The sequence below is a fragment of the Modestobacter sp. VKM Ac-2979 genome, from assembly GCF_026967995.1.
GTDB lineage: Bacteria > Actinomycetota > Actinomycetes > Mycobacteriales > Geodermatophilaceae > Modestobacter.
Window position 1 is genome coordinate 1 of sequence record NZ_JAPVBO010000002.1, and the last position, 24835, is coordinate 24835.

Sequence of the window (24835 nt, forward strand, 5' to 3'; positions counted from 1 at the left end):
GAGAGTTGGCACTCTCGTTCAATCAACCAAAGGAATCCCAACGACACCCCGAAGGACGCCGAATGGGGGTATTGATATATGGCACTGACTTTCGGCACGCTGTTGAGTTCTCAAGGAGCGGACGCGCACGTTCCCCGACCATTTTCTTGGCCGTTCTCCGTGGCGGTGATTTCCACTTTACACCAAGTTCCGCAGCGGGTGAACCTCGGGGGTTCTTCCGGCGGTTTCCCAGGCCCTGCGGCCCGGTCCGTTCTCGCTTGGTGCATGGAGAAGGATACACGCCTTCAGAGGGGTTCTGCAGGGGGGTCCCCGGAGGGGTCTTCGAACGGTCTGGATGCGCTGCTGAGCAGGGAGAACGCGGCTCAGGCCACCCCGCGGGGGCGGAACTGGACGCTCACGCGTGGACCGACGGGCTTGGTCGTCTTCGGGATGCAGTGCTCCCAGGTGCGCTGGCACGAGCCGCCCATCACCACCAGGTCGCCGTGCCCGAGGGTGAAGCGCCGGCTCTCGCCGCCACCCACCGGCCGCAGCAGGAGGGGCCGGGGGGAGCCGAACGAGACGATGGCGACCATCGTGTCCTCGGTGCGGCTGCGCCCGATGCGGTCGCCGTGCCAGGCGACGCTGTCCCGGCCGTCGCGGTACAGGCACATGCCGGCCGTCACGAACGGCTCACCCAGCTCTGGCCGGTAGCGGTCGTCGAGGGCAGTGCGGGCGTCGGTGAGCACGGGGTGCGGGAGCACCTCGCCGCCCCCGTACCAACGCAGCAACCGGGGGACGGCCACCTCGCGGTCGTACATCTGCCGGCGGTCCTCCCGCCAGCCGATGTCGCCCAGCAGGACGTCGAGCACGCTGTCGGATCCCTCGACCCAGCCGGGCAGATGGTCGACCCAGGCGCCACGGGTCAGCAGGTGCCGGGATACCCGCCCCGCGAGCGGGCTGAGCGAAGCCTCCTCGGCCACGTCCCAGATCGACGGCTGGTGCGCGAGCGACATGGAGGGAGGTTACCCCCGGTTTCGCACAGGTGTTCGAAAACCTGTGGACAACCCCGTCAGGCGCTGAGTGCCAGCACGAACGGCAGCACCGCACCGGCCCCCGCCAGCCGCAGCTCCCGGCCGGCGACGGTCATGGTCCAGCGCGAGTCGGCCAGGTCGTCGACGAGGAGCACCGGGGCGTCACCGAGCTCGGCCAGCCGGTCGCGGAGCTCCGGCCCGACCACGATGCGCTGCCAGACGCCCGCCAGCCGGAAGGCGCTGTTGCCGCCCGGCCCGCCGGTGGGGCCGCCGTGCGCCAGGTCGAGAGCCCCCAGGTAGGGCAGCCGCCCGAGCTGCGCCAGCCCCTGCGCCACGCCCGTCACCAGCGCGGGCCGCCGCCGGGACGGCATCGCCACCACGCCGGCTGGGCGCTGCGACCAGTCCCAGGAGCCCAGCACCCGCGCGCAGGCCTTGAGCAGCTCCTCGTCCGGCGGTGCGTCGTTGGGCAGGCCCGGCCGCATCACCCGGTGGCTCACGTCGTAGGCGGCGTCCGGGTCCTCCTCGATCGAGGGCGCCTCGAGGTCCTCCGCCAGGCTGGCCACGCCACCGACGCCGTCGTCCCCCAGGAGGGTGCGCAGGCGCTGACCCCAGCCCAGGTCGGTCAGCCGGGCCACGGCTCGACCGGTGGCGATCTGCTCGCCCGCCGCGATCTTGCCCTTCACCCCGACGCCCAGCCGGTCGGCGCCGGTGGGCCACTGCGCCCGCGGCGCGAGCTCCACGCCAGGACGGTCCAGCCGCGCGGAGGCCGCCTCGGCCGCCCCGGCCGGCACGTCGGTGGGGTACCAGGGGCCGGCGCAGACGTCACACCGCCCGCAGGGGGCGGCGGTCGGGTCGTCGAGGGCCGTCTGGAGGAAGGCCATCCGGCACTCGGCGGTGTCCACGGGCCGGGCGTAGCTGAGCATCGACCGCTGCTCGGCCTCCCGGGTAGCGGTGACCCGGGAGTACCGCTCGGCGTCGTAGACCCACGGGACGCCGGTGGAACGCCAGCCGCCCTGCACCCGCTCCACCGCGCCGTCGACGGCGAGCACCTTGAGCAGCAGCTCGAGCCGGGAGCGGCGCACGTCGGCCACCGTCTCCAGGCGGGCCACCGACCACGCCTTGCCGTCGGCCATCGCGGTGAGGACGGCGGCGGCGTGGTCCTCCCGGGGCATGGAGGACGTGGCGAACCACTGCCAGATCGCGATGTCCTCGGGGCCGGGGAGCAGCAGCACGTCGGCGTTGGCCACGGCGCGGCCGGCACGGCCCACTTGCTGGTAGTAGCTCACCGGGGACGACGGTGCACCCAGGTGGACGACGAAGCCCAGGTCGGGCTTGTCGAAGCCCATCCCGAGCGCCGACGTGGCGACCAGGGCCTTCACCCGGTTCTCCCGCAGCGCCTCCTCGGCGTCCTTGCGGTCGGCGTCGTCGAGCCGCCCGGTGTAGGCGCGCACCTCATGGCCGGCGTCGCGCAGCAGCGCCGCCGTCTCCTCGGCCGCGGCGACGGTGAGCGTGTAGACGATGCCGCTGCCCGGCAGGTCACCGATGTGCGCCGACAGCCAGGCCAGCCGGGCGCGGTCGGTGTCCAGCCGCAGCACGCCGAGCCGCAGCGAGTCGCGGGCCAGCGGGCCGCGGACCGTGGTGACCTCGACCCCGCCGGCGCCGAGCTGCTCGGCGACGTCGGCGACCACCCGCTCGTTGGCCGTGGCGGTCGTCGCGAGCACCGGGGTGCCGGCGGGCAGCTGACCGAGCAGGTCGCGGATGCGGCGGTAGTCGGGGCGGAAGTCGTGCCCCCAGTCGGAGACGCAGTGCGCCTCGTCGACCACCAGGAGCCCGCAGCGCTCGACCAGGCTGGGCAGCTGCTCGTCCCGGAAGCGCGGGTTGGTCAGCCGCTCCGGGGACACCAGCAGGACGTCGACGTCGTCGGCGGCGAGCCGGGCGTTGATGTCGTCCCACTCGGTCACGTTGGAGCTCGAGATCTCCACGGCCTTGATGCCCGCGCGGGCGGCCGCGGCCACCTGGTCGCGCATCAGCGCGAGCAACGGGCTGACCAGCAGCGTGGGGCCGGCACCGCGGCGGCGCAGCAGTGCGGTGGAGACGAAGTAGACCGCGGACTTCCCCCAGCCGGTGCGCTGCACCACCAGCGCGCGCTGGTGCCGCTCGACGAGCGCGGTGACGGCGGCGTCCTGCCCCTCGCGGAAGACGGCATCGGCTCGGCCGGTGAGCTCGCGCAGGACGCCGAGCGCCTCATCGGCCAGATCGGTCTCGACAGCGGTGCTCATGCCCCCGACCGTAGGCGGCGGCACCGACAACGGGGACCTGGGCGTGCGGTGGCTGTGGACGACCGGTTGGATGGGCCTCGATGCTGCCCCCGGACAACCACGTGCACTCCGAGTTCTCGTGGGACACCGGCCCACGAGCCTCGCTGCTGCGCGCCTGCGAGCGTGCCGTGGAGATCGGCCTCCCGGCCATCGCCTTCACCGAGCACCTGGACTTCACCGTCTGGGACGCCGCCGACCGCGCCACCGCGCAGGGGCTGACCGACCGCCACCCCGCCAACCAGTTGCCGATCGACGTCGACCTCTACGCCGAGACGATCTGGGAGGCCCGCCAGCGCTTCCCGACGCTGCGGGTCTGGTCCGGCGTCGAGGCCGGCGAGCCGCACCTGTTCGGTGCCAGCGTCGCCGCGCACCTGGGCGCCTCCCCGGTCGACCGGGTGCTCGGCTCGCTGCACTCGCTGCCGGTCGACGGTCGACTGATGGGCGTCAACCGGCTGCTGCACGCCCCGGGCGTCGACGTCATCGCCACGATGCGCCGCTACCTCACCGAGATGGTGGCGATGATCGAGAGCAGCGACGTCTTCCAGGTGCTGGCCCACTGCGACTACCCCCGGCGCTACTGGCCCGGCGGCCGGGAGCAGTACCCGGAAGCCGTGTTCGAGGAGGAGTACCGGGCGGTGTTCCGGGCGCTGGCCGGCAGCGGCCGGGCCCTCGAGGTGAACACCACCAGCCCGCTGTGGTCGGTCGGGCTGCTCCGCTGGTACCGCGAGGAGGGCGGCGACGCCGTCAGCTTCGGCAGCGACGGCCACCAGCCACACCTGGTCGGGCAGCGGTTCGACCTGGCGGTCGACGTCGTCGAGCAGGCCGGCTTCCGCCCCGGCCGGGACCGCTTCGACTTCTGGCGCCGCTGAGCGCGCTCGCGGACGACTATCCGAGAACGGTGGGTGTCGATCCGGTCGTGGACTGCCGATGAGGGGAGCGTGACCACTCCGGCTGCCTCAGAGGCCCCGACCGACGAGGACGACACCGTCCCCTTCGGTCCGCAGACCGTCGTCCAGGAGGCGACCACCGCCGGCCTGGCCGCCATCGCCCGGCTGCACGAGGAGGCCCTCGCGGCGATCGCCGCGCTGGCCGAGAGCTGGGAACAGCCCGCCGACCCCGTCCGGGTGCTCCGCACTGCCGAGCGGCCGGCCGTCGTCCTCCGGCCCGGGAGCGCGGCTGCCGCCTGATTCTCGCGGAGGTACTTCACCGCTAAGGCACTTCACCGCTAGGGTCACGCAATGGCCCTCCCCCGTCGTGTCGTCATCGCCCTGGGCGGCAACGCGATGACCGGTGCCGACGGCTCCGCCACCCCACGCGCTCAGCGAGACGCCATCGCGGTGGCAGCCCGGCACGTGGCCGCCGTCGTCGCCACCGGGGCCGAGGTGGTCCTGACTCACGGCAACGGCCCCCAGGTCGGCAACCTGCTGGTCAAGAACGAGCTGGCCGCGCACGTGGTGCCACCGGTCCCGCTGGACTGGAACGTCGCCCAGACCCAGGCGACCATCGGCTTCACCTTCGCCGACGAGCTGGACGCCGCGCTGGCCGCCCTCGGCTCGCCGCAGCGCACGGCGGCCCTGGTCACCCGCACCCTCGTCGACCCCGCCGACCCGGGCTTCGCGACGCCGTCCAAGCCGGTCGGCCGGCACCTGCCCCGCGACGAGGCCCAGCGCTTCATCGAGCTCGGGCAGAACTGGGAAGACCGCGGCGAGCGCGGCTGGCGACGGGTGGTCCCCTCACCCGAGCCGCTATCGGTGGTCGACGTCCCGGCCATCTCGGCGCTCAGCAGCGCCGGGTTCGTGGTCGTCTGCGCCGGCGGAGGCGGGGTCCCCGTGGTCCCGGGCGCCCAGGACGGCGATGCGCTGCTGGGCGTCGAGGCCGTCATCGACAAGGACCTCACCGCCGCGCTGCTCGCCCGGGAGCTCCGTGCGGACACGCTGGTCATCGCCACCGACGTCCCGCACGTGATGGTCGACTTCGGCACCCCGTCGGCCCGCCCGCTGACCCTGGTCACCGTCGCCGAGATGCGTGCCCACGCCGACGCCGGCCAGTTCGCCCGCGGCAGCATGGGCCCCAAGGTCGAGGCCGCGCTCCGGTTCGTGACCGACTCCGGGGACGGCCGTCAGGGCGCTCGCGCCGTCATCACCGCACTGACCCACATCTCCGACGCCGTCGCCCGTGACGACGTCGGCACCGTCCTCACCGCACAGAAGGAGTAGCCATGCCCGCACCGATCGAGGTCCGCAAGGTCCCGCTGCACAACGTCAGCGACGCCTCCGAGCTCGCCAAGCTCATCGACGACGGCGTCATGGAGGCCGACCGGGTCATCGCCGTCATCGGCAAGACCGAGGGCAACGGCGGCGTCAACGACTACACCCGGATCATCGCCGACCGCGCGTTCCGCGAGGTGCTGATGGAGAAGGGCTCGCGGAGCAAGGAGGAGGTCGGGGAGATCCCGATCGTGTGGTCCGGCGGCACGGACGGCGTGATCAGCCCGCACGCCACCATCTTCGCCACGCTGCCCGAGGACTCGGTGGAGAAGACCGACGAGCCGCGGCTGACCGTCGGGTTCGCCATGAGCGAGGTGCTGCTGCCCGAGGACATCGGCCGGCTGACCATGGTGGAGAAGGTCGCCGAGGGCGTGCGCCGGGCGATGGCCGAGGCGGGCATCACCGACCCGGCCGACGTCCACTACGTGCAGACCAAGACGCCGTTGCTGACCATCGAGACGATCCGCGAGGCCAAGTCCCGCGGGCAGGAGACGTACTACGACGAGCCGCACGGCTCGATGGACCTCTCCAACGGGACGACGGCGCTGGGCATCGCGCTGGCGCTGGGCGAGATCGAGATGCCGGAGCAGAAGCAGGTGATGCGCGACTTCGACCTGTTCAGCGCGGTCGCCTCCTGCTCCTCGGGCGTGGAGCTGGACCGGGCGCAGATCATCGTCGTCGGCAACGCCCGCGGGCACGGCGGCGACTACCGGATCGGCCACTCGGTGATGACCGACGCCCTCGACCAGGACGGCATCTGGAACGCCATCCGGGACGCCGGCCTCGAGCTGCCGGAGCGCCCGCACACCTCCGACCTGGACGGCAACCTGGTCAACGTCTTCCTCAAGTGCGAGGCCGACCCGACCGGTTACGTCCGCGGCCGGCGCAACGCGATGCTCGACGACTCCGACGTCTTCTGGCACCGGCAGATCAAGGCCACCGTCGGCGGCGTCGCCGCATCGGTGACCGGCGACCCGGCGGTGTTCGTGTCGGTGGCCGCGGTGCACCAGGGCCCCTCCGGCGGCGGCCCGGTCGCCGCCATCGTCAAGGCCTGACCCGTCCACGGCCTCGCCGCTCCGCGTTCGTGCGGGGCGGCGGGCCTCGGCCGTCGTCCGCCGTCAGGCGACGGTGGTCTCCAGGGTGACCGGGACGTTGCCGCGGGTGGCGTTGGAGTAGGGGCAGACCTGGTGGGCGGCCTCGACCAGCTGCTCCGCGGTCGCCTGGTCGACGCCGCCGAGCTCGACGTGCAGCGCGACCTCGAGACCGAAGCCACCAGCGTCGTTCGGGCCGATGCCGACCTCGGCGGTGACGCCGGCGTCGCTGATCGGGGCCTTCTGCTTGCGGGCCACCATCTTCACCGCGGACAGGAAGCAGGCGGCGTAGCCGGCGGCGAACAGCTGCTCCGGGTTGGTGGCCCCGCCCTCGCCACCCATCTCCTTCGGGGTGGCCAGGTCCAGGTCGATCAGACCGTCGGAGGAGCGGGTGTGGCCGTTGCGGCCGTCCCCGGTGGCGGTGGCGACGGCGGTGTAGACGCTGGACATGAGCGGGCCTCCAGATGGTTGGTCACGACACCTCCGTGTACCCGCCGTGTCGGCCGCACGCATCGGCGCGACGCCGATCTCGCTCACACCCGGGGTACACGAGGCTGACCAGTGGGTTGGCTACCTTGATCACTGCGCTGGCCCGGGGGAGGCCGGACGGACGAGGAGCTGCTGCGGTGACGAGGTCGCAACGCCTGCAACGGGCGCTGCCCGCCGGGGTGCTGGCCGTCGTCACGGTGACCGACGTCCTCAGTGGGCCGGAGCAGGTCATCCTGGGCCTGGTCGTCATGTCCCCGCTGCTCGCGGCGACGACGCTGGGCCGGCGGGCGACGGTCGGCTACGCCGTCCTCGCGCTCGTCCTGGCAGCGCTGCTGGGCATCTACGACGAGCAGTACACCGCGAGCACGCTGGTCCCCCAGGCCGTCCGGTTGCTGGCGGTGGCGATCGGCGGCGTCCTGGCCGTGGGCGCCTGCACGCTCCGGCAGCGACGCGAGGCCCAGCTGGCCCGGCTGAGCGCCCAGGCGGCCACCACCGAGGCGACGCTCCAGATGGCCGAGGCGCTGCAACTGAACCTGCTCGGCCCGCCGCCGCAGGTGGCTGGCCTGGAGTCGGCCGTGCGCTATCTGCCGGCCAGCCAGCACACCCAGGTGGGCGGCGACTGGTACGACGCCTTCTCCCTCCCCGACGGGAGCACCATGCTGGTCATCGGGGACGTCGCCGGGCACGACGCCCCGGTGGCCGCGAGCATGGCCCAGACCCGGGCGATGCTCCAGGCGATCGCCCACCGTTCGACGGGCTCCCCGGCGGAGGTGCTGCGGGCCCTGGACGAGGTGCTCGCCGCGCTGCAGCTGCACACCCTGGTCACGGTGCTGGTGGCCCGAATCGACGCGCGGTCGCCCGATGCCGTCGACGGCACGCGGCTGCTCCGGTGGTCCAACGCCGGCCATCCACCGCCGGTGCTGGCGCAGGCCGACGGCGGGGTCACGCTGCTCGATCGCCCCCCGGAGAGCCTGCTCGGCATCGCGCCCGGCGCCCCGCGGACCGACCACACCCTGCGGCTGTGCCCGGGCGACACGCTGCTCTTCTACACCGACGGACTCATCGAGCGACGCGACGCACCGCTCGACGACGGGCTGGCCTGGCTGGTCGACGAGCTGACCCGGACCGGCCGCGAACCCCTCGACCGGCTCTGCGACGGCCTGCTGGGCGAGCTCGGTGGGCGGGTCGACGACGACGTGGCCCTGCTCGCCGTCCGTCTCCCCGGCTGAGCGCGGGCGCCGGGGGTTCAGGCCGCGCGGTCGCGCCCCTCGGCCTTGACGTCGGCGGCGTACCGGTCGACGTACTCGGCACCGGACAACCGCTGCAGCTCGGCCATGACCTCGTCGGTCACGCTGCGCAGCGCCGCCCCGTCGTCGGCCGGCCCCGGGTGGTCGGAGAAGTCCAGCGGTTCACCGATCCGGACGACCACCCGGCCGGGACGGGGCAGCCGCGCGCCCGGGGGCATCAGGGCGCGGCTGCCGATCACGGCGATCGGCACGACCGGGGCCCCGGTGGTCAGCGCCAGCCGCGCCACCCCGGTCTTGCCGCGGTGCAGCCGGCCGTCGGGTGACCGGGTGCCCTCGGGGTAGATGCCGAGCACCCCACCACCGGCGAGCACCTCCCGACCGCGCCGCAGCGCGGCCTCGGCGGCCGTGGCCCCGCCGCGGTCCAGCGGGACCATGCCGATGCTCTCCAGGAGCAGGCGCATCCCCCGGCCCAGCAGTCCGGGCCGGGTGAAGTACTCGCTCTTGGCCAGGTAGGTCACCCGGCGGTGGCTGAGCACCGGGGGGAAGAACTGGTCGAGCGTGGAGGGGTGGTTGCCGGCCAGGATCACCGGCCCGGTGGCCGGGAGGTTGTCCGCCCCCTCGACCTGTGGCCGGAACAGGCCCAGGACCAGCGGCCGCACGAGCGCGCGGACGACGGGGTAGGCGTCCACGCTCACCGCTCGTCCGGTGCCCGGCCGGCATGGTCGACCAACTGCTCGGCGCTGTCCTGCCCGTGCATCCGGGCGCAGGACGCGCAGCAGAAGAAGACGCCGTCGGCCTCGACCCCGTGCCCGACCACCTTCACCCCGCAGTTCTCGCACACCGGTGCGAGCGCGTGGATCGCGCACTCGAAGCTGTCGAAGGTGTGCACCGCCCCGGCGGCGTGCACCTCGAAGCTGAGCCGGTAGTCGTTCCCGCAGACCTCGCAGCTGGCCATGGCCCCACCCTCCGTCTCGGGGTGACCGGTCCGGTCACGTGCAGTTCGACCTACCCGACGACGCCGTGGGGTAACGGCGGGTACCGGATCGTCAGCGCTCGGTGCGGGACTGCTCGGTGCAGCTCTGCTCGGGGCCGGGCACGTAGCCGACCTGGAGCCCGTCGACGGCCGGACCGCTCCGCAGCCGGACGCCGGCGACCCCGGCACACAGCAGGGCCGCCGCGGCGCACGTCTCGATCAGCTCCTCGGCGTGGGAGACCAGCACGTACAGCGCGCCGTCCCCCACGGAGTCCAGCACCAACCCGCCGGCGGACTCCAGGCCGACGGCGGCCGCGAGCAGGGCCGCGACGCCCAGCAACATCCACCGGCGCGGCGACGGCGGAAGCCGGCGGGCCGCCACGACCGTGACGACCGCCAGACCGGCGGCCAGCACCAGTCCGGGCAGCACCCAGGCGAAGTGCAGACCGCCCTCCCCCGCGCCCAGCGCACGCCCCAGCGGCTCCAGCCGTTCGTGCACGGCGAGCAGGTCGTCGACGGAGAGCAGGACCAGCGACCCGGCGGTCAGCAGCCACGGCCAGGCGGTCCGGCCGGCCCGGTGCGCCAGCACGGCCACCCCGGCGTGCAGGGCCGCACCCACGGTCAGCAGCGCGCCGTTGAACCAGGTGTGCAGGCTGCCCTCGGCGCGGACGTCGAGCAGCTGGACCAGCGGGGACGACGGGTCGCGCAGCACGTCCCAGGGGGTGATCCGCAGCAGCACCAGGCTGAGCCCGGCCAGCAGACCGCCCACTGCGGCGAGGGGCCAGAAGACCGCGAACGCCCGCCGGTCCGTTGCGGTCCGGCCACCTGACGTCCACCTGGCGTTCCCCACCCGGGCACGCTAGCCCACTGGTTGACATCCGCAAGGATCAGGCGGCGCGGGACTCCTGGGCCAGCGCGGCGAGGGCCTGCTCGAAGCAGGCCTGCGGCGGCTGCACGAGCCCGGCGCCGACCTGGCCGGTTCCCGCGACCCGGCCGGCCATGCCGGTGTTGATCTGCGGCAGCCAGCCGGTGCGGGCGACCTGGAGGACGTCGATGCCGGTCGGGGAGCCGCGGAAGCCCATGATCGGGATCTGCATCGCCGGGTTCTCGGCCAGGGTGATCTGGTACATCCGCTCGGTGGTCGCCAGGGCGTCGGGCACGGTGCCGCCGACGAACCGGACGATCGCCGGCGCCGCGGCCATGGAGAAGCCGCCGACGCCGTAGGCCTCCATGATCGCGGAGTCGCCGATGTCGGGGTTGGCGTCCTCGGGGCCGTAGTCGCCGAGGTAGAGCCCCACCGGGGTGTTGGCCGGGGCGGTGAACCAGCGGTCGCCGGTGCCGGCGGTCTGGATGCCGAACTCGGTGCCGTTGCGGGACAGCACGGTGACCATCGACGACCCGGCGACGTCGCGGGCGGCGTCCATCGCGAGCTTCGCCGTCGGCATGCCGAGGTTCAGGTAGAAGTGCTCGTTGCCGCCGATGAAGCGCAGCACGTCGGCGATGTCCTGGGCGGGCGCGTCGACGCCGACGATGGACGGCGACAGCTCGCGCAGCGCCATCAGCGAGCCGGCGCGGTTGCGGTTGTGTCCCTCGTCGCCCATCTGCAGCATCTGGGCGAGGATCGCCTTGACGTCCAGCGGCTCGGGGCGGCTGCGGACGGCGCGCTGGAGCACCGGGCCGAGCACGTCGCGCATCCAGGCCAGCCGGGTGAGCACCTCGTCGTTGTAGGCGCCCATCCGCAGCACCTTGCCCAGGCCCTCGTTGAGATTGCACCAGGCCTGCCCGCCGTTGGCCGGGTCCTCCAGGCACCACATCCACATCGACGGGCTGGTCACCCCGGCCATCGGGCCGACCGTGCGGTGGTGGTGGCAGGGGTCGAGCGCGATCTCGCCGGCGGCCAGGATGCGCTCGGCGTCGGCGACGTCGGTCGCCCAGCCCTCGAAGACGCAGGCGCCGATGAGCGCGCCGCGCATCGGGCCGGAGGCGGTCTCCCAGGTGAGCGGCGGCCCGGAGTGCAGCAGCATCCGGTCGGGCAGGTCGAGCACCTCGCGGGCCGGCCGGACGTCGACCAGCAGCGAGCCCGCGGCGAGCACCCGCTCGACGGCGACCCGGTTGGCGGCCGCCCGGCGCGGGTCGAGCGCGAGCTGGGTGAGGTCGTCGGCGCTGCCGAAGCCCGGCGGGCGCCAGTCGACGTCGGTGACGCTCGCGCCCTGCTGCCGGAGCGCGGTGGAGAACACCTCGACGCCGGCGGCGACGATGGACGGCGGGGCGGACAGCAGTCCGCCGAGGGGCTCGGTCATGCCTGGTCTCCCAACAGCGCGAGTGCGTAGCGGACAGCGGCCGCGTTGGAGGCGAAGACCGCGGCGCCGGCCTCGGCGAGGGCGTCGGCCTGCCGGGACCAGCCCTGCGGGTCGCCCTCCGTGCCGACCAGCGCCACCACGGTGGGCAGGCCGGCCGACCGCAGGGCGGGCACCAGGGCGGCGGCCGGGTCGGGGTCGGCGCCGTGGCCGAGGACCACGTCGAGCAGCAGGACGGCGGGCTCCCCGCCGGCGGCGAGGCCGGCGATCGCCTCCAGCCGCAGCGTCGGGTCGATCATCGGGTGCGCGCGGCCCACGGTGAGCGCGTCGTCGCCGAAGTCGACGACCACGTGCCCGCGGGCGGCCAGGTCGGTGCCGAGGTCGAGCTCCGGGCGCAGCGGGGTGTTGGAACGGATGTCGCCCAGGGCCGGGGCGGCGATCAGCATCGTCTCGTCGGCGAGGGTGCCGCCGGAGTAGAAGCCCTTGAGGACGGCGCCGTCCGGCACCGCGTCCGCGGTCCCGGGCCGGGAGGGCCACTCGGGGACGGCGACGCCCAGGTCACCGAGCAGCGCCTCGACCGCGGCGGTGAGGTCGGGCTGCTCGGGGCTGAGCGCAGCGGAGCGGACCGGGACGTCCAGTCCGCGGGCCACCTCGGCGACCCGGGCGGCGACCGCGGGCGCCGGGGGCTTGGAGACCAGCAGCACCCGCTCGGTGGCCGGGTCGGCGTCCAGCGCCGCCAGCGCATCGAGGGTGGCCAGCCCGCCGACGGCCTCGGAGAGATCGCGTCCGCCGACGCCGAGCACGTGCGAGACGCCGACCCCGGCCGCGTCGAGCAGGCAGCTGACCTGCTGGGCGCCGGTGCCCGAGGCCGCGACCAGGCCGACCGGACCGCGGCGGACGACGTTGGCGAAACCGAGGGCGACACCGGAGACGATCGCCGTCCCGCAGTCGGGGCCCATGACCAGCACCCCGGCGTCGTGCGCGGCCCGCTTGAGCGCGACCTCGTGCTCGACCGGGACGCCGTCGCTGAAGATGAGCACCGACCGGCCGGCCGCGATGGCATCGGCGGCCTCGGCGACCGCGTACTGCCCGGGCACGCTGATGATCGCCAGCGTCGGGTCGGGGGCGCCGTCCAGGCCGGCGCCGATCGTGCGGGGCGGGATGGTCTGTGCCTCGCCCCGGTCGGCGCGGGCGGTGAGCGCGGCGTCGACGGCGGCGACCGCGGCGGCCAGCTCGGCGTCGTCCGTGGCGGTCAGCGCGATGAGCAGCTGGTCGGGCTTCGCCTCGCCGTCGGGCGCCAGGCCCATGCCGGCGGCGAGCTCGAGGTTCAGCGGCGTGGCCATCGCGACGACGACGGTGTGCACGCCGGGGCGGTCACCGATCTCGCGACTGACCTGCATGAGCCGGACGGAGTCGGCGTAGACGCCGCTGCGCAGGGAGACGTGCCGGACTGGACTGTCGCTCACCTGGCGGGACGCTACCGGAGAAACCCTCTTAGCGGTGAGAGACCCGTTTCCGGTTCTGCGGCGGAGAGCCCCGGGAGTCGGTGCCGCAGGGCGAGGAGCACCGGGGGCAGCGTGAGCTCCAGGGCCGTCAACGCCGAGAACAACGGGTGAGGCCGCCCGCTCGCCTGCACCGCGACCAGCCGCGCCACTCCTCCGATGACCATGGTGGCGCAGACCGAACGCAGCTCATCCGCATCGAGCGCCGGATCACGGGCCAGTCGCCAGGCGCGCGGCCCCTGCGCCGCCCACCAGACCGCGTAGAAGCGCAGCACGCTGTCGACGCTGGCCGTCGTCGGCGCGCCACCCGGGATGGCGGCGGGACCCCGTGCGACCACCGACGTGCCTGTTGCCGACGCGACCGCGCCCATGGCCACCAGCACGACACGGATCGTGCGGGCCGCCGCCGCGGGCGTCATGCAGCCGGGACGTCGTGGCACGGGGACATGCCCCGATCCTCGCAGCTCGGGAGCCGGCAGCGCGCCTGCCGTGCTCCTGGACGCCGTCACGAAGATTTAGCGCTGAGGTACTTCCGCCTCCCCGGATCCGGTGACACAGTTGCGCCTTCCCCGCCCCGTAGGCCCGCACCCGGAGGTGACCCGCACCCGGTGAAGCCCGCTCCGTTCGGCTATGCCGACCCGACCTCGGTCGACGAGGCGCTCGACGTCCTGACCAGCGAGGGCGAGGGCGCGAAGGTGCTCGCCGGCGGGCAGTCACTGCTGCCGCTGCTGTCGATGCGACTGGCCGCGCCCACCACCCTCGTCGACATCAACCGGGTGCCCGGCCTGGACCAGATCTCCGCCGGCCGTGACGGCGTGCGGGTGGGTGCGCTGGTCCGGCACGCCCAGCTGCTCGCCTCATCCGAGGCGGCCGGCGTCCAGCCGCTGCTCGGCCGGGCCACGGCGAACGTCGCCCACCCGGCCATCCGCAACCGGGGGACGACGGTCGGCTCCATCGCGCACGCCGACCCCTCGGGCGAGATGACCGCGGTGCTGGCACTGACGGACGGCTCCGTCACGGTCGCGACGCCCGACGGGCGCGAGACGATCGGCTGGGGCGACTTCTTCCTCGGGCCGCTGGAAACCTCGGTGCACGGGCCGGCCGTCGTCCTCGACGCCTTCTTCCCGGCGCTGCCGGAGCGGTCGGGCACCGCGTTCGCCGAGATCGCCCGGCGCAAGGGCGACTACGCGGTCTGCGGGGCGGGCGTCGTCGTCACGCTGGACGCCGACCGGCGGGTCAGCTCCGCCCGGGCCGCCTACCTCTCCGTCGGACTGGTGCCCGAGGTGCACGACCTGACCGACGCCGTCGTCGGCCAGCCGGTCGACACCGCGGACTGGGCGGCGGCGGGCGAGCTGGCCCGCGGCCTGGTCGACCCGGACGGCGACCTGCACGCCAGCGCCGACTACCGACGGCTGCTGGTCGCGACCCTCACCGCCCGCACGCTGGCCGACGCCGGTGTCGAAGCAGCCAGGAGGACCGCGTGACCGAAGTCAGGACCGAGCGGGCGATCTCCGTCGTCGTCAACGGTGTTCCACGTGAAGCGACCGTGCCGGTGCGCTGGCTCCTGTCCGACGCGCTGCGGCACGAGTTCGGGCTGACCGGCACGCACGTGGGCTGCGAGCACGGCGTCTGCGGTTCGTGCACGGTGCTGGTCGACGGGCAGCCGACCCGCTCCTGCCTGCTGCTCGCGGTGCAGGTCGACGGCCGCGAGGTGACCACGGTCGAGGGCCTGTCGCGCTCGGACCACCAGGGCGGGCAGGTGCTGCACCCGATCCAGGAGGCGTTCCGGGAGTGCCACGCGCTGCAGTGCGGGTTCTGCACGCCGGGCTTCCTGACCACGATCGCCGCCGGCCTGGACGCCCGCGACCCGTCGGTGGAGATCACCGAGGACGAGGTCGACGAGCTGGTCGGCGGCAACCTGTGCCGCTGCACCGGCTACGCCAACATCAAGAAGGCCTGCCGGCACGCGGCCGCGACCATGCGCGAGGCGACCACCCCGACAGAAATGGCCATTTCTGTCGGGGATGAGGAGGCGGGGCGGTGACGACCAAGTTCTTCGGGGAGCCAGTGCGCCGGCGCGAGGACGCCCGGCTGATCATCGGCCAGGGCCGCTACCTCGACGACATCGGCTCCGGCGCCTACGAGGCGGCGTTCGTCCGCAGCCCGTACGCGCACGCCCGGGTGCTCGACATCGACGTCAGCGCGGCGATGGACGTCGAGGGCCTGCTGGCGATCTACACCTACGAGGACCTCACCGGCCCGATGGCCGAGCCGCTGCCGGTGCTGATCCCGCACCCCCAGCTCACCGCCCCGCGCACCGGCTACCCGCTGGTGAAGGACGTCGCCCAGCACGTGGGCGAGCCGATCGTGATGGTGGTGGCCACCGACCGGTACATCGCCGAGGACGCCGCCGGGCTGATCGAGATCAGCTACGAGGAGCTGCCGGTCGTGGTGGGCGTCGACGCGGCCGAGGCCGCCGAGCACACCGTGCACGACGACGTCCCGGACAACGTCGCCGCGCGGCACCACCAGGAGACCGGCGACGTCGAGGCGGCGCTGGCCGCGTCGGCCCACACCCTCTCCTTCACCCAGTACTTCGAGCGCAGCGCCTCCATGCCGATGGAGGGCAAGGGCGTGCACGCCCGCTGGGACGACGCCGACTCCTCGCTGCGGGTCTACTCCTCCACCCAGGCCTCCACCTCGGTGCGCGCGGCGATCGCGGCCAAGCTCGAGCTGTCGATGGAGAAGGTCGAGGTCATCGCGCCCGACGTGGGCGGCGGGTTCGGCGTGAAGATCGTGCACCCGTGGCCGGAGGAGCTGCTCGTGCCGATGGCCGCCCGGCTGCTGGGCCACGAGGTGAAGTGGACCGAGGACCGGCGCGAGCACTTCATCTCCAGCGCGCACGAGCGTCAGCAGCGGCAGGAGATCACCGTCGGGTACGACGACGACGGGCGGATCACGGCCCTCGACGTCCTGGTCTGGCACGACAACGGCGCGTACACGCCCTACGGGATCATCGTGCCGATCAACACGGCCACCCAGCTCTGCGGCCCGTACGACATCCCGGTCTACCGGGCCCGGGTGAACAGCGTCTACACGAACACCGTGATCGTCACGCCCTACCGCGGGGCCGGCCGGCCGCAGGGCACGTTCGCGATGGAACGCACGATGGACCGGATCGCGCAGGCGCTCGGTATCGACCGGGCGCTGGTGCGGGAGCGGAACCTGATCCAGCCCGACCAGTTCCCCTACGACTGGGGCCTGACGTTCCAGGACGGCCGGCCACTGATCTACGACTCCGGTGACTACCCGGCGATGATGGCCAAGCTGAAGGTGCTGGTCGACTGGGACGGGTTCGCCGAGCGGCGGGCCGCGGCCGAGGCGCGCGGGAAGCTGCTGGGCATCGGGATGGCGCCCTACGTCGAGGGCACCGGGCCCGGGCCGTACGAAGGCGCGCACGTGCAGGTGCTGGGCAGCGGCAAGGTGCTGGTCTCCACCGGGCTGACCTCGCAGGGCCAGGGACACGAGACGGTGTTCGCCCAGCTGGCGGCCGCGGAGCTCGGCGTCCCGATGGAGGACGTCGAGGTCACCACCGGTGACACCCGGCGCTTTGGGTACGCGGTCGGCACGTTCGCCTCCCGGGCCGCGGTGGTGAGCGGCAACGCCGTCGCGCTGGCGGCTCGCGGGGTGAAGGAGAAGGCGCTGCGGATCGCCGCCGAGGTGCTGGAGGCCGACCCGGCCGACCTGGAGATCGACGAGGGTCTGGTCCAGGTCAAGGGGACGCCGGGCGCCTCGATCCCCCTGCGCACGGTCGCCGTCCTCTCCAACCCGCTGCGCTACGCCTTCGACGAGGCGGCGCGGCAGGCGACCCAGTTCTCCGGGCCGGGCGACGACTCGAAGCCGCCGGTCGCGGTCGGGGACGCGCCGGGGCTGGAGCACACCGACTACTACTCCCCGCTGCGCTCGACCTTCGCCTCCGGCGCGCACGCCGTGGTCGTGGAGATCGACCCGGCGACGTGGGAGATCGCGATCGAGCAGTACGCGGTGGTGCACGACTGCGGCACGATCATCAACCCGATGATCGTCGAGGGGCAGGTGCACGGCGGCGTCGCCCAGGGCGTGGGCGGGGCGCTGTACGAGCGGATGGCCTACGACCGCGACGGTCAGCTGACCAACGCCTCGTTCATGGACTTCCTGATGCCGTACGCCTCCGAGGTGCCCGACGTGGACATCGACCACCAGTCGACGCCGTCGCCGCTGAACGAGCTGGGCATCAAGGGCGCCGGCGAGGCCGGCGTCATCCCCGGCTCGGCGGCGATCGCCTCGGCGATCGAGGACGCGGTGGGACGGCGGATCGCGGCGATGCCGATCTCCCCCACCGAGCTGTACGACCTGGTGCGCTCGGACGCCGAGCGCGTGACCAACTCTTCTCCCCACGACTCTGGAGCGATGGCGTGAACCTCGACGGCAGTGCGGTCCTCTCGGCGGCCCCGGAGCAGGTCTGGGCGGTGATCACCGACCCAGCCGTGCTGGCGCGGACCATCCCGGGCTGCGAGTCGTTGCAGCAGGTCGGCGAGGACAGCTACACGATCGTGGTCTCGGCCGGGGTGGGCGCGATCCGCGGGAAGTACGCGGGCGAGGTGCGGCTGTCGGACCTGACCTTCCCGTCCTCCTACGTCATGCACGCGTCCGGCTCTGGTGGGCCCGGGTCGGTACGGGCCACCGTGCAGATCAAGCTCGTTCCCTCCGGGGACGGCACAGAGCTGACCTACTCGGCGGACGCCGTGGTCGGTGGCGCGGTCGCGGGTGTGGGGCAGCGGATGATCACCGGCGTCGCCAAGAAGATGGCCGGGCAGTTCTTCTCCGCGGTGGACAAGGAGCTGGTGGAGCCGAACGTGGTGGCCGACGTCATCCCGATCGCCGCCGACGTTCCCGCGGGAACGTCCGCTGCACCCGCGCCGCAGCAGTACGCCACCATCGCCGGGCACGACCGGACGACGGGCGGCTGGGTGCCGGCCGAGGCGCGGCCCCTGCTGGTCGGCGCCGCCGGCGGTGGACTGCTCACCCTGCTCGGCGCCTGGATCGGCTACCTCTTGGGCCGCCGCGCATAGTTCGTTAACGGCCTGCCAGCTGTGCACGACCTATGCAAGTAGGACAAGATTGGCGCGTGGACCAAACGCTGATTAGCCAGATCGTCGAGGGGGCCAGCGGAGATGTTCCTGTTGCGCAGCTGCTCAGGAAAGTCAAAGTCATGGCAAGTCGACTGCAGACTCAAGAGCTGGCCAGCTGGGTTTCGCACGAGCTCGACGGATACCCCGACGCTGTCGAATTACCGCCCTACCGGGGACCATTCAACATCCACGTACTGGGCCACTTCGTTGGCCCATTCGGCGCCGAGCTGAAGAATTGGCCCATTGCATCCGGTTCTTTCCCGGCCGACTGGCAGGACAGTGGGCTGTTCAAGTTGACGCTCTATCAATCCGTTGCCGAGTTGGCCGATCTTGCCAGTCAAGAGACGACCAATCTGGCTTGGACAGGAGATACCGTCCGAATGTACAATTGGGCGGTACAGAGTGGTCGAATTGCTCGGGTAGTGCGCGAAGACTTCGCTCTCGCCACTGCGTCGCGACCGGTAGCTAGGCATATATTCACAGGCGCCTTGGATGCCGTACGAAACCGAATCCTGGACCTCGCGTTGGAGTTGGAGCGGCTGGCCCCAGAGGCAGTCCAATTGGACGCCCCTCCGTCGGCGCGCGCCGAAGCGGCACAGGTTGTCAACAACTTCCATTTGTTTGGTCCGTCAAACCTAGCCGTGAGCAGCTCGAACTTCTCCCAAAGTTTGAACCTTTCCCTTCCTGAGATCGGAGACTTCGCGAGTCTCAGTCGCTACTTGAGTGAACTTGGTCTTCCGGATGCTCAAATCGATAATCTTGAGGCGGCCCTTGAAGAAGACGTTGCAGCAGGCGCACCTTCAAATGTTCCCGGCCCAAGAGTGCGAGCCTGGCTGGAGTCGATACGCCAAGTTGGCACTGGCGCAACCGGTGGCCTGATCGTTGAAGGCGTGACAGCAGGACTCGGGGCCTTCTTCGGAACCTAGATAGTCATCATTACGCGATCTTCCTTCATGAAGAGTGGACCAGTGCGGACTTCGATCCGCCTTCGCAATAACCTTGCCCTGGCCCAGCAGCGATGATCGAAACGGCAGCGCGGAGGCGGTCAGGGGTATTGGCGGCGTAGCCGAGGACGAGGCCGGGGTCGCCGGGGGTCATCCGGTGCCACGACAGCGGGTGGACGAAGACCCCAGCGTCACGGACGGAACTGGCCAGCTCGACGTCGTCGGCGTCCGAGCCGGGGAACGTGATCAGCACGTGCAGCCCTGCCGCCACCCCGGAGACGACCGCGCCCGGCAGGTGCTGGGCCAGCGCCGTCACCAGCGCGTCCCGCCGGGCCCGCTGCCGCCCGCGCACCAGCCGCAGGTGCCGGTCGTACTCGCCTGACCGCAGCAGCTCCGCCAGCACGAGCTGCGGCAGCGCCGGGCTGCCCAGGTCACTCGCGTGCTTCGCCGCCACCAGGTCGGCGTCCAAGGACGACGGCGCGACCAGCCAGCCCAGCCGCATCCCCGGCGCCAGCGTCTTGGACGTGCTCCCGGTGTGCGCCACGTGCTCCGGCGCCGACGGCTGCAACGCCGGGACCGGCGCCCGGTCGTACCGGTGCTCGGCGTCGTAGTCGTCCTCGATCACCAGCCCGCCGCCGTCCCGGACCCAGCCCAGCAGCTCCCGCCGCCGCCCCGGCGACAGCACCACCCCGGTCGGGAACTGGTGCGCCGGCGTCACCATCACCGCCGGCACGGCCGGCATCGCCGCGACGACCAGCCCGTCGGCGTCCACCGGGACACCGACCGGCCGCAGCCCCCAGTGCGCGAACTCCTCCCGCGCACCCCGCGACCCCGGGTCCTCCACGCCGACCGAGTCCGCGCCCCGCGACCGCAGGGTCTGGGCCAGCAGCGCCAGCGCCTGCGCCACCCCGGACACCACCAGGACCTGATCCGGCGCGACCTGCAGCCCACGGGTCCGGCCGAGCCAGCCGGCCAGCTCGCCGCGCAGCCGGGCACTCCCCCGCGGGTCGCCGTAGCCCAGATCCGCTGCCGACGCGTCCCGCAGCACCGCCCGCTCCGCCCGTAGCCAGGCCGCCCGCGGGAACGCCGCCAGGTCGGGCACCCCCGGCGACAGGTCGATCTCGCCCTCCGCCGCCGGCCGGTTCGTCGGCAACGGCAGCCGCACGGGCCCGGCGGGTGTGTCGACAGCGGGCGGACGGGCAGGCGCCGCGACCGACCGGGGCAGGACGACGGTCCCCGACCCGGTCCGGGCCGCCACCAGTCCCTCGTCCACCAGCCGCTGATAGGCCTCGACCACCACGCCGCGGGCGATGCCCAGGTCGCCGGCCAGTGCGCGGGTGGCCGGCAGCCGGTCGCCCGCCGCCAGACGACCGTCCAGCACCGCCGCCCGCACCTCCGCGGTCAGCCAGTCGGTCAGCCCGCGCGCAGGCGCGGCCGCCGGGTCGAGCTGGACGAAGTCGGCGCCGCGCATTGGTCTACTCCCGATGACGGTGATTGGCCCTCCACGGTGGACCAGGAGGCCAGCAGCATGGCAGCCATGACGGTCACGACGGAAGCACCCCAGCAGCAGTCGGCGGCCACCGCCGTCCTCACCGGGGCGACCGCGATGGGCTTCGTCGGCAGCAGCGTGGCGATCTCCGCCGTCCTCTCCGATGCGCCGCTGTTCTCCGCCCAGTCGCTCCGGTACGCCGCGGCCTGCCTGATCCTGGTCGGCTTCGCCCGACTGGCCGGACGGTCGGTGACCAGGCCGCGCGGTGCGGAGTGGGCCTGGCTGCTCGGCATCGTCGGCACGGGCATGGTGCTGTTCAACGTGGCACTGGTGCGCGGGTCCGAGCACGCCGAGCCGGCCGTGCTCGGCGTGGCCGTGGCCAGCGTGCCAATCGCGCTCGCGGTGGTCGGGCCGCTGATGACCGGACGGCGCCCCGAGGCGCGGGTGCTGCTGGCGGCCGCGGTGGTCACCGTCGGCGCCGGGCTGGTGCAGGGCCTGGGCCGCAGTGACGCCGTCGGGCTGGCCTGGGCGTTCGTCGTCCTGGCCTGCGAGGCCGGGTTCACGCTGCTCGCCGTCCCGCTGCTGGCCAGGCACGGCGCGTGGGGCGTCTCGGTGCACACCACCTGGCTCGCGGCGGTGGTGTTCGGCGTGCTCGGGCTCGCCACCGAGGGGCCGACGGCGGCCGCCGAGCTGACCGGCGGCGAGCTCGCCGCGGTGGGCTACCTGGCGGTCGGGATGACCGCGGTCGCCTTCGTGCTCTGGTACTCCGCCGTCGGCCGGCTGGGCACCGCCCGCGCCGGCCTGCTGACCGGCGTCGCCCCGGTCGCCGCCGCCGGGGTCGGCGTGGCGATGGGCGGCGCGGCGCCCGGGCCCCTGGTGTGGCTCGGCATCGCGGTGGTCGGCGCCGGGCTGACCGTCGGCCTCACCTCCCGGGCAGGCTGACCGCGCGGCGCGGGCGGCGCCGGGCTCATCTCGACAGGCGAGGCCCATGGGAACCACAGGGTGCGCACAGCCGCTCGGCCGACGGTGAGGGCATCGGTCGGATCGCCTGACCGGAGTCGGAGGAGACCATCGTGCGCACGAAGCTGATCACCCTCACCACCGCCGGGCTGCTCGCCGTGGGCGGCGCCGCCGTCGCCGTCCCTGCCCTGGCCGCCACGGACTCGACCGACCCCGCCGCCGCGGGGTCCTCGCGGGTCGACCGGATCACCGAGGCGCTGGCCGGGCTGGTCTCGGACGGTTCCCTCACCCAGGAGCAGGTCGACGAGGTGGCCGCCAGCCTCGACGCCGCCGACCTCGGTGGACACGGCGGCGGGCACGGCGGATGGCACGGCGGATGGCACGGCGGCCCCGGCGGCGGTCATGGCCTGGAGACGGCGGCGACGGCCCTGGGCATGACGGAGGACGACCTGCGCACGGCCCTTGAGGCCGACGGCGCCACGCTCGCCTCGGTGGCCGAGGAGCAGGGTGTGGCCGTGGACACCCTGGTCGACGCCCTGGTCGCGGCCGCGCAGGAGCGCGTCACCCAGGCCGTCACCGACGGCGATCTGACGCAGGAGCAGGCCGACGAGCGCCTGGCCGACCTGGAGGCGTGGATCACCGAGCGGGTGGACAGCAGCTGGGGCGACCGGGGGCAGCGCTGGACCGACAGCGAGGACGACGCCACGGACTGACCCCGCTCGCGGTGGTCCCCGACGGTCAGAGCCTCGCGACCATCCGCCCGAGGGTCTGCGGCGCGATGCGCAGCAACGTCGGCATCAGCTTCGTCTGGCCCGGCAGCGCCATCGGCCGCCGCTGCCGGAGTGCGCGCAGCGTCACCGCGGCGACCTCGTCAGGTGACAGCTTCGGCCCGGCCCGGCCGGCGTTCATGGGCGTGTCGGTGGTCGGCGGGAGCACCTCGAGCACGTGCGTGCCCCGAGGTGCCAGCTGGCGGCGCAGTCCCTCGGCGAAGCCGTGCAGGCCGGCCTTGACGGCGCCGTAGGTCGGGGCCCGGGTGGGCGAGACCAGGGCGAACCCCGACGTCACGAACACGATCGCCTCCAGGGTCGGCCAGCGCTGCAGCGCCTCACCCGTCAGCTGGATGGGTGCGGTGAGGTTCAGGTCGACCTCCTGCTCGAGCGCCGCCGTGGCGTCGTCCGCGGCGAAGTCCCGCTCGACGAAGGTGCCGGCGTTGTTGACCAGCACGTCCAGCCTGCCGAACCGGTGGGCGATGGCGTCGAGCACGGCCTCTCGCGCCTCCGGGACGGTCACGTCGGCCTGGACGGCCAGCGCATCCGGGTGGGCCCGGCTGAAGCTGTCGAGCGCCGTCCGCGATCGGCCGCACACCGCCACGGACGCGCCGTCACCCAGGAAGGCCTCGGCCAGCCCCAGCCCGATGCCCGACGTCCCGCCGGTGATGAGCACGACCTTCTGCACAGCTGCCTCCAGAGACTTCGGTATCGAGCGGTACCGAATAAGACCGTAGCACTTCTGAACCGCTCGGTACCGAAGACGTACGCTGGAGTGGTGAACGCGCAGACGGCACCGATCGGCAGGCCGCGCGGCTTCGACGTCGACGAGGCCCTCGACCGCGCGGTGCGGGTCTTCTGGGCGCAGGGCTACGAGGGCGCCAGCCTCGACGACCTGACCCGTGCCATGGGCATCAACCGCACGAGCATGTACCGGGCCTTCGGCAACAAGGAGGAGCTGTTCCGCAAGGCGCTGAACCGGTACGCCGAGGGCCCGGCGTCCTACGTCGCCCGGGCACTGGGGCAACCGACCGCCCGCGAGGTGGCCACCACGTTCCTCGGCGGCGCGGTCGAGGCCAGCACCCTCCCGGACTGCCCTGCTGGGTGCCTGAGCGTCCAGGGGTCCCTGGCGGCCGGCGAGTCCGGCCGCCCGGCCCGGGACACGCTCACCGCCTGGCGGGAGGACGGCACCACCCACCTGCGGGCCCGCTTCCAGCAGGCCGTCGAGGACGGCGACCTGCCGGCCGGCGTCGATCCCGGGCTGCTCGCCCGGTACCTGATGACCGTGGCCAACGGGATCGCCGTCCAGGCCACAGGCGGCACCAGCCGTGCCGAGCTCCAGCTGGTGGCCGACGTCGTTCTTCAGAACTGGCCCCCCACCGGCCCCTGACCGGAGATCAGGGCGCCGCAGCTCCGGCCAGCCGTCGGCCGAGGAAGTCGCGGATCAGCTCGGCGACCTGGCCACCGGCGCTCTCCAGCAGGAAGTGCCCGCCGTCCAGCAGGTGGATCTCGGCGTCGACGGCGTCGTGAGCGAAGCTGCGCGCGCCCTCCGGGCCGAAGATCTCGTCACCCGCTCCCCAGACGGCGAGCACCGGCACCCGGCTGTCGCGCAGGTACTGGTGCAGCGCCGGGTACAGCGGCGGGTTCGTGCGGTAGTCGCGGAACAGCGCCAGCTGAGCGAGGTCGTTGCCGGGGCGCGACACCAGCGCGTGGTCGTGGTGCCAGGTGTCCGGGCTGACGACGGCCTCGTCCGCGACCCCGTGCAGGTACTGCCAGCGGATCGCGTCGATGCTCAGCGCGCCCCGGACCGCCGCCTCGGTGTCGACGTTCGGGTTCTGCGCGTAGTCCCAGACCGGCGCCCAGAAGTCCTCGACGAAGCCGGCGTCGTAGCCGTTGCCGTTCTGCGTGACGATCGCGGTGATCGCCTCCGGGTCGCGCAGCGCCAGCCGCCAGCCGACCGGGGCGCCGTAGTCCTGGACGTAGACCGCGTACCGCGTCACGCCCAGCTCGCGCAGCAGGCCGGCCGTCAGGTCGGTGAGTGCGTCGAAGGTGTAGTCGAACTCCGTCACCGGCGGCGCGTCGGACAGCCCGAAGCCGAGCATGTCCGGGGCGATCACCCGGTAGCGGTCAGCCAGCTGCGGGATCAGCTCGCGGAACATGAACGAGCTGGTCGGGTACCCGTGCAGCAGGACCACGACGGGGGCGTCGGCCGGTCCGGCCTCCCGGTAGAACAGCTGCCGGCCGTCGACGGTGGCGAAGCGGTGGTGGACGTGTGCCATGGTGACTAACCCTTCTGAGTTCGATTGGTGG

Annotated in this window: 25 protein-coding genes; 13 read left to right on the plus strand and 12 right to left on the minus strand. The window is 73.1% G+C overall.

Annotated elements, in window-relative coordinates:
• Positions 1–362 precede the first annotated feature (362 nt).
• Positions 363–992, minus strand: coding sequence for an alpha-ketoglutarate-dependent dioxygenase AlkB (locus O2W15_RS04460; RefSeq protein ID WP_269178522.1), 630 nt, complete (start codon positions 990–992; stop codon positions 363–365).
• A gap of 56 nt (positions 993–1048) precedes the next feature.
• On the minus strand, positions 1049–3289 hold the full coding sequence (locus O2W15_RS04465) for a RecQ family ATP-dependent DNA helicase (protein ID WP_269178523.1): 2241 nt from the start codon (positions 3287–3289) through the stop codon (positions 1049–1051).
• Positions 3290–3369: 80 nt separating this feature from the next.
• On the opposite strand from O2W15_RS04465, the gene O2W15_RS04470 reads away from it, so the two are divergent.
• The 4 genes from O2W15_RS04470 (at position 3370) to O2W15_RS04485 (ending at position 6650) form a co-directional block, all read left to right on the plus strand.
• Entirely contained in the window at positions 3370–4197 is an 828-nt protein-coding gene (locus O2W15_RS04470; protein WP_269163887.1) for a PHP domain-containing protein, read from the plus strand.
• 69 nt (positions 4198–4266) lie between these two features.
• Positions 4267–4515, plus strand: coding sequence for a hypothetical protein (locus O2W15_RS04475; RefSeq protein WP_269178524.1), 249 nt, complete (start codon positions 4267–4269; stop codon positions 4513–4515).
• Positions 4516–4566: 51 nt separating this feature from the next.
• Entirely contained in the window at positions 4567–5544 is a 978-nt protein-coding gene (locus O2W15_RS04480; RefSeq protein ID WP_269178525.1) for a carbamate kinase, read from the plus strand.
• A gap of 2 nt (positions 5545–5546) precedes the next feature.
• On the plus strand, positions 5547–6650 hold the full coding sequence (locus O2W15_RS04485; protein WP_036335418.1) for a ring-opening amidohydrolase: 1104 nt from the start codon (positions 5547–5549) through the stop codon (positions 6648–6650).
• Positions 6651–6713: 63 nt separating this feature from the next.
• On the opposite strand, the gene O2W15_RS04490 is transcribed toward O2W15_RS04485, so the two are convergent.
• The gene (locus O2W15_RS04490; protein ID WP_269163893.1) at positions 6714–7136 is read right to left on the minus strand and encodes an organic hydroperoxide resistance protein; all 423 of its coding nucleotides are present in this window, start codon (positions 7134–7136) and stop codon (positions 6714–6716) included.
• Positions 7137–7312: 176 nt separating this feature from the next.
• On the opposite strand from O2W15_RS04490, the gene O2W15_RS04495 reads away from it, so the two are divergent.
• Positions 7313–8404 (plus strand): PP2C family protein-serine/threonine phosphatase, encoded by a 1092-nt coding sequence (locus tag O2W15_RS04495; RefSeq protein WP_269178526.1) that lies wholly within the window; start codon positions 7313–7315, stop codon positions 8402–8404.
• Between the two features lie 17 nt (positions 8405–8421).
• Here O2W15_RS04495 and O2W15_RS04500 read toward each other — a convergent pair whose 3' ends face one another.
• From O2W15_RS04500 to O2W15_RS04525, 6 genes are all read right to left on the minus strand, one after another.
• Positions 8422–9111, minus strand: coding sequence for a lysophospholipid acyltransferase family protein (locus tag O2W15_RS04500; RefSeq protein ID WP_269178527.1), 690 nt, complete (start codon positions 9109–9111; stop codon positions 8422–8424).
• A gap of 2 nt (positions 9112–9113) precedes the next feature.
• Positions 9114–9377, minus strand: coding sequence for a hypothetical protein (locus tag O2W15_RS04505; protein ID WP_269163896.1), 264 nt, complete (start codon positions 9375–9377; stop codon positions 9114–9116).
• A 91-nt stretch (positions 9378–9468) separates the two neighbouring features.
• The gene (locus O2W15_RS04510; protein ID WP_269178528.1) at positions 9469–10245 is read right to left on the minus strand and encodes a hypothetical protein; all 777 of its coding nucleotides are present in this window, start codon (positions 10243–10245) and stop codon (positions 9469–9471) included.
• Positions 10246–10282: 37 nt separating this feature from the next.
• The gene (locus tag O2W15_RS04515) at positions 10283–11695 is read right to left on the minus strand and encodes a DUF1116 domain-containing protein (protein WP_269178529.1); all 1413 of its coding nucleotides are present in this window, start codon (positions 11693–11695) and stop codon (positions 10283–10285) included.
• On the minus strand, positions 11692–13158 hold the full coding sequence (locus O2W15_RS04520) for an FdrA family protein (RefSeq protein WP_269178530.1): 1467 nt from the start codon (positions 13156–13158) through the stop codon (positions 11692–11694). The genes O2W15_RS04515 and O2W15_RS04520 overlap by 4 nt, the downstream gene beginning before the upstream one ends.
• An 11-nt stretch (positions 13159–13169) precedes the next feature.
• Entirely contained in the window at positions 13170–13577 is a 408-nt protein-coding gene (locus O2W15_RS04525; RefSeq protein WP_269178531.1) for a DUF4345 domain-containing protein, read from the minus strand.
• 225 nt (positions 13578–13802) lie between these two features.
• Between O2W15_RS04525 and O2W15_RS04530 the strand changes: the two genes are divergently transcribed.
• Genes O2W15_RS04530 through O2W15_RS04550 form a run of 5 tightly spaced genes read left to right on the plus strand, consistent with a single transcriptional unit; the run spans position 13803 to position 19291 of the window.
• Positions 13803–14678 (plus strand): FAD binding domain-containing protein, encoded by an 876-nt coding sequence (locus O2W15_RS04530; RefSeq protein WP_269178532.1) that lies wholly within the window; start codon positions 13803–13805, stop codon positions 14676–14678.
• Positions 14675–15238, plus strand: coding sequence for a (2Fe-2S)-binding protein (locus O2W15_RS04535; protein ID WP_269178533.1), 564 nt, complete (start codon positions 14675–14677; stop codon positions 15236–15238). Before O2W15_RS04530 ends, O2W15_RS04535 begins: the two co-directional genes overlap by 4 nt.
• Positions 15235–17652: an aerobic carbon-monoxide dehydrogenase large subunit gene (cutA, locus tag O2W15_RS04540; protein ID WP_269178534.1), complete on the plus strand. Its 2418-nt coding sequence runs from the start codon at positions 15235–15237 to the stop codon at positions 17650–17652. Before O2W15_RS04535 ends, cutA begins: the two co-directional genes overlap by 4 nt.
• The gene (locus tag O2W15_RS04545) at positions 17649–18305 is read left to right on the plus strand and encodes an SRPBCC family protein (protein ID WP_269178535.1); all 657 of its coding nucleotides are present in this window, start codon (positions 17649–17651) and stop codon (positions 18303–18305) included. Before cutA ends, O2W15_RS04545 begins: the two co-directional genes overlap by 4 nt.
• Positions 18306–18361: 56 nt before the next feature.
• Positions 18362–19291 carry an AbiTii domain-containing protein gene (locus O2W15_RS04550; protein ID WP_269178536.1) on the plus strand — a complete coding sequence of 310 codons (930 nt, stop codon included), beginning with the start codon at positions 18362–18364 and terminating at the stop codon, positions 19289–19291.
• A gap of 25 nt (positions 19292–19316) precedes the next feature.
• Here the strand turns inward: O2W15_RS04550 and pdxR are convergent, their stop codons facing one another.
• On the minus strand, positions 19317–20780 hold the full coding sequence (pdxR, locus tag O2W15_RS04555) for a MocR-like pyridoxine biosynthesis transcription factor PdxR (protein ID WP_269178537.1): 1464 nt from the start codon (positions 20778–20780) through the stop codon (positions 19317–19319).
• A gap of 66 nt (positions 20781–20846) precedes the next feature.
• On the opposite strand from pdxR, the gene O2W15_RS04560 reads away from it, so the two are divergent.
• Positions 20847–21740 (plus strand): DMT family transporter, encoded by an 894-nt coding sequence (locus O2W15_RS04560; RefSeq protein ID WP_269178538.1) that lies wholly within the window; start codon positions 20847–20849, stop codon positions 21738–21740.
• Between the two features lie 131 nt (positions 21741–21871).
• A complete protein-coding gene (locus tag O2W15_RS04565) occupies positions 21872–22471 on the plus strand; it encodes a hypothetical protein (RefSeq protein ID WP_269178539.1) in 600 nt (199 codons plus the stop codon).
• Positions 22472–22496: 25 nt separating this feature from the next.
• On the opposite strand, the gene O2W15_RS04570 is transcribed toward O2W15_RS04565, so the two are convergent.
• On the minus strand, positions 22497–23213 hold the full coding sequence (locus O2W15_RS04570; RefSeq protein WP_269178540.1) for an SDR family NAD(P)-dependent oxidoreductase: 717 nt from the start codon (positions 23211–23213) through the stop codon (positions 22497–22499).
• A 90-nt stretch (positions 23214–23303) separates the two neighbouring features.
• On the opposite strand from O2W15_RS04570, the gene O2W15_RS04575 reads away from it, so the two are divergent.
• A complete protein-coding gene (locus O2W15_RS04575) occupies positions 23304–23915 on the plus strand; it encodes a TetR/AcrR family transcriptional regulator (RefSeq protein WP_269178541.1) in 612 nt (203 codons plus the stop codon).
• A gap of 7 nt (positions 23916–23922) precedes the next feature.
• Here the strand turns inward: O2W15_RS04575 and O2W15_RS04580 are convergent, their stop codons facing one another.
• The gene (locus O2W15_RS04580; RefSeq protein ID WP_269178542.1) at positions 23923–24804 is read right to left on the minus strand and encodes an alpha/beta fold hydrolase; all 882 of its coding nucleotides are present in this window, start codon (positions 24802–24804) and stop codon (positions 23923–23925) included.
• Positions 24805–24835: the final 31 nt, after the last annotated feature.

Bases quoted from the DNA above. Each gene is read 5' to 3' on its own strand.
- O2W15_RS04460 (WP_269178522.1), bottom strand. From the start codon at position 992: ATGTCGCTCGCGCACCAGCCGTCGATCTGGGACGTGGCCGAGGAGGCT.
- O2W15_RS04465 (WP_269178523.1), bottom strand. From the start codon at position 3,289: ATGAGCACCGCTGTCGAGACCGATCTGGCCGATGAGGCGCTCGGCGTC.
- O2W15_RS04470 (WP_269163887.1), top strand. From the start codon at position 3,370: ATGCTGCCCCCGGACAACCACGTGCACTCCGAGTTCTCGTGGGACACC.
- O2W15_RS04480 (WP_269178525.1), top strand. From the start codon at position 4,567: ATGGCCCTCCCCCGTCGTGTCGTCATCGCCCTGGGCGGCAACGCGATG.
- O2W15_RS04485 (WP_036335418.1), top strand. From the start codon at position 5,547: ATGCCCGCACCGATCGAGGTCCGCAAGGTCCCGCTGCACAACGTCAGC.
- O2W15_RS04490 (WP_269163893.1), bottom strand. From the start codon at position 7,136: ATGTCCAGCGTCTACACCGCCGTCGCCACCGCCACCGGGGACGGCCGC.
- O2W15_RS04505 (WP_269163896.1), bottom strand. From the start codon at position 9,377: ATGGCCAGCTGCGAGGTCTGCGGGAACGACTACCGGCTCAGCTTCGAG.
- O2W15_RS04515 (WP_269178529.1), bottom strand. From the start codon at position 11,695: ATGACCGAGCCCCTCGGCGGACTGCTGTCCGCCCCGCCGTCCATCGTC.
- pdxR (WP_269178537.1), bottom strand. From the start codon at position 20,780: ATGCGCGGCGCCGACTTCGTCCAGCTCGACCCGGCGGCCGCGCCTGCG.
- O2W15_RS04560 (WP_269178538.1), top strand. From the start codon at position 20,847: ATGACGGTCACGACGGAAGCACCCCAGCAGCAGTCGGCGGCCACCGCC.
- O2W15_RS04580 (WP_269178542.1), bottom strand. From the start codon at position 24,804: ATGGCACACGTCCACCACCGCTTCGCCACCGTCGACGGCCGGCAGCTG.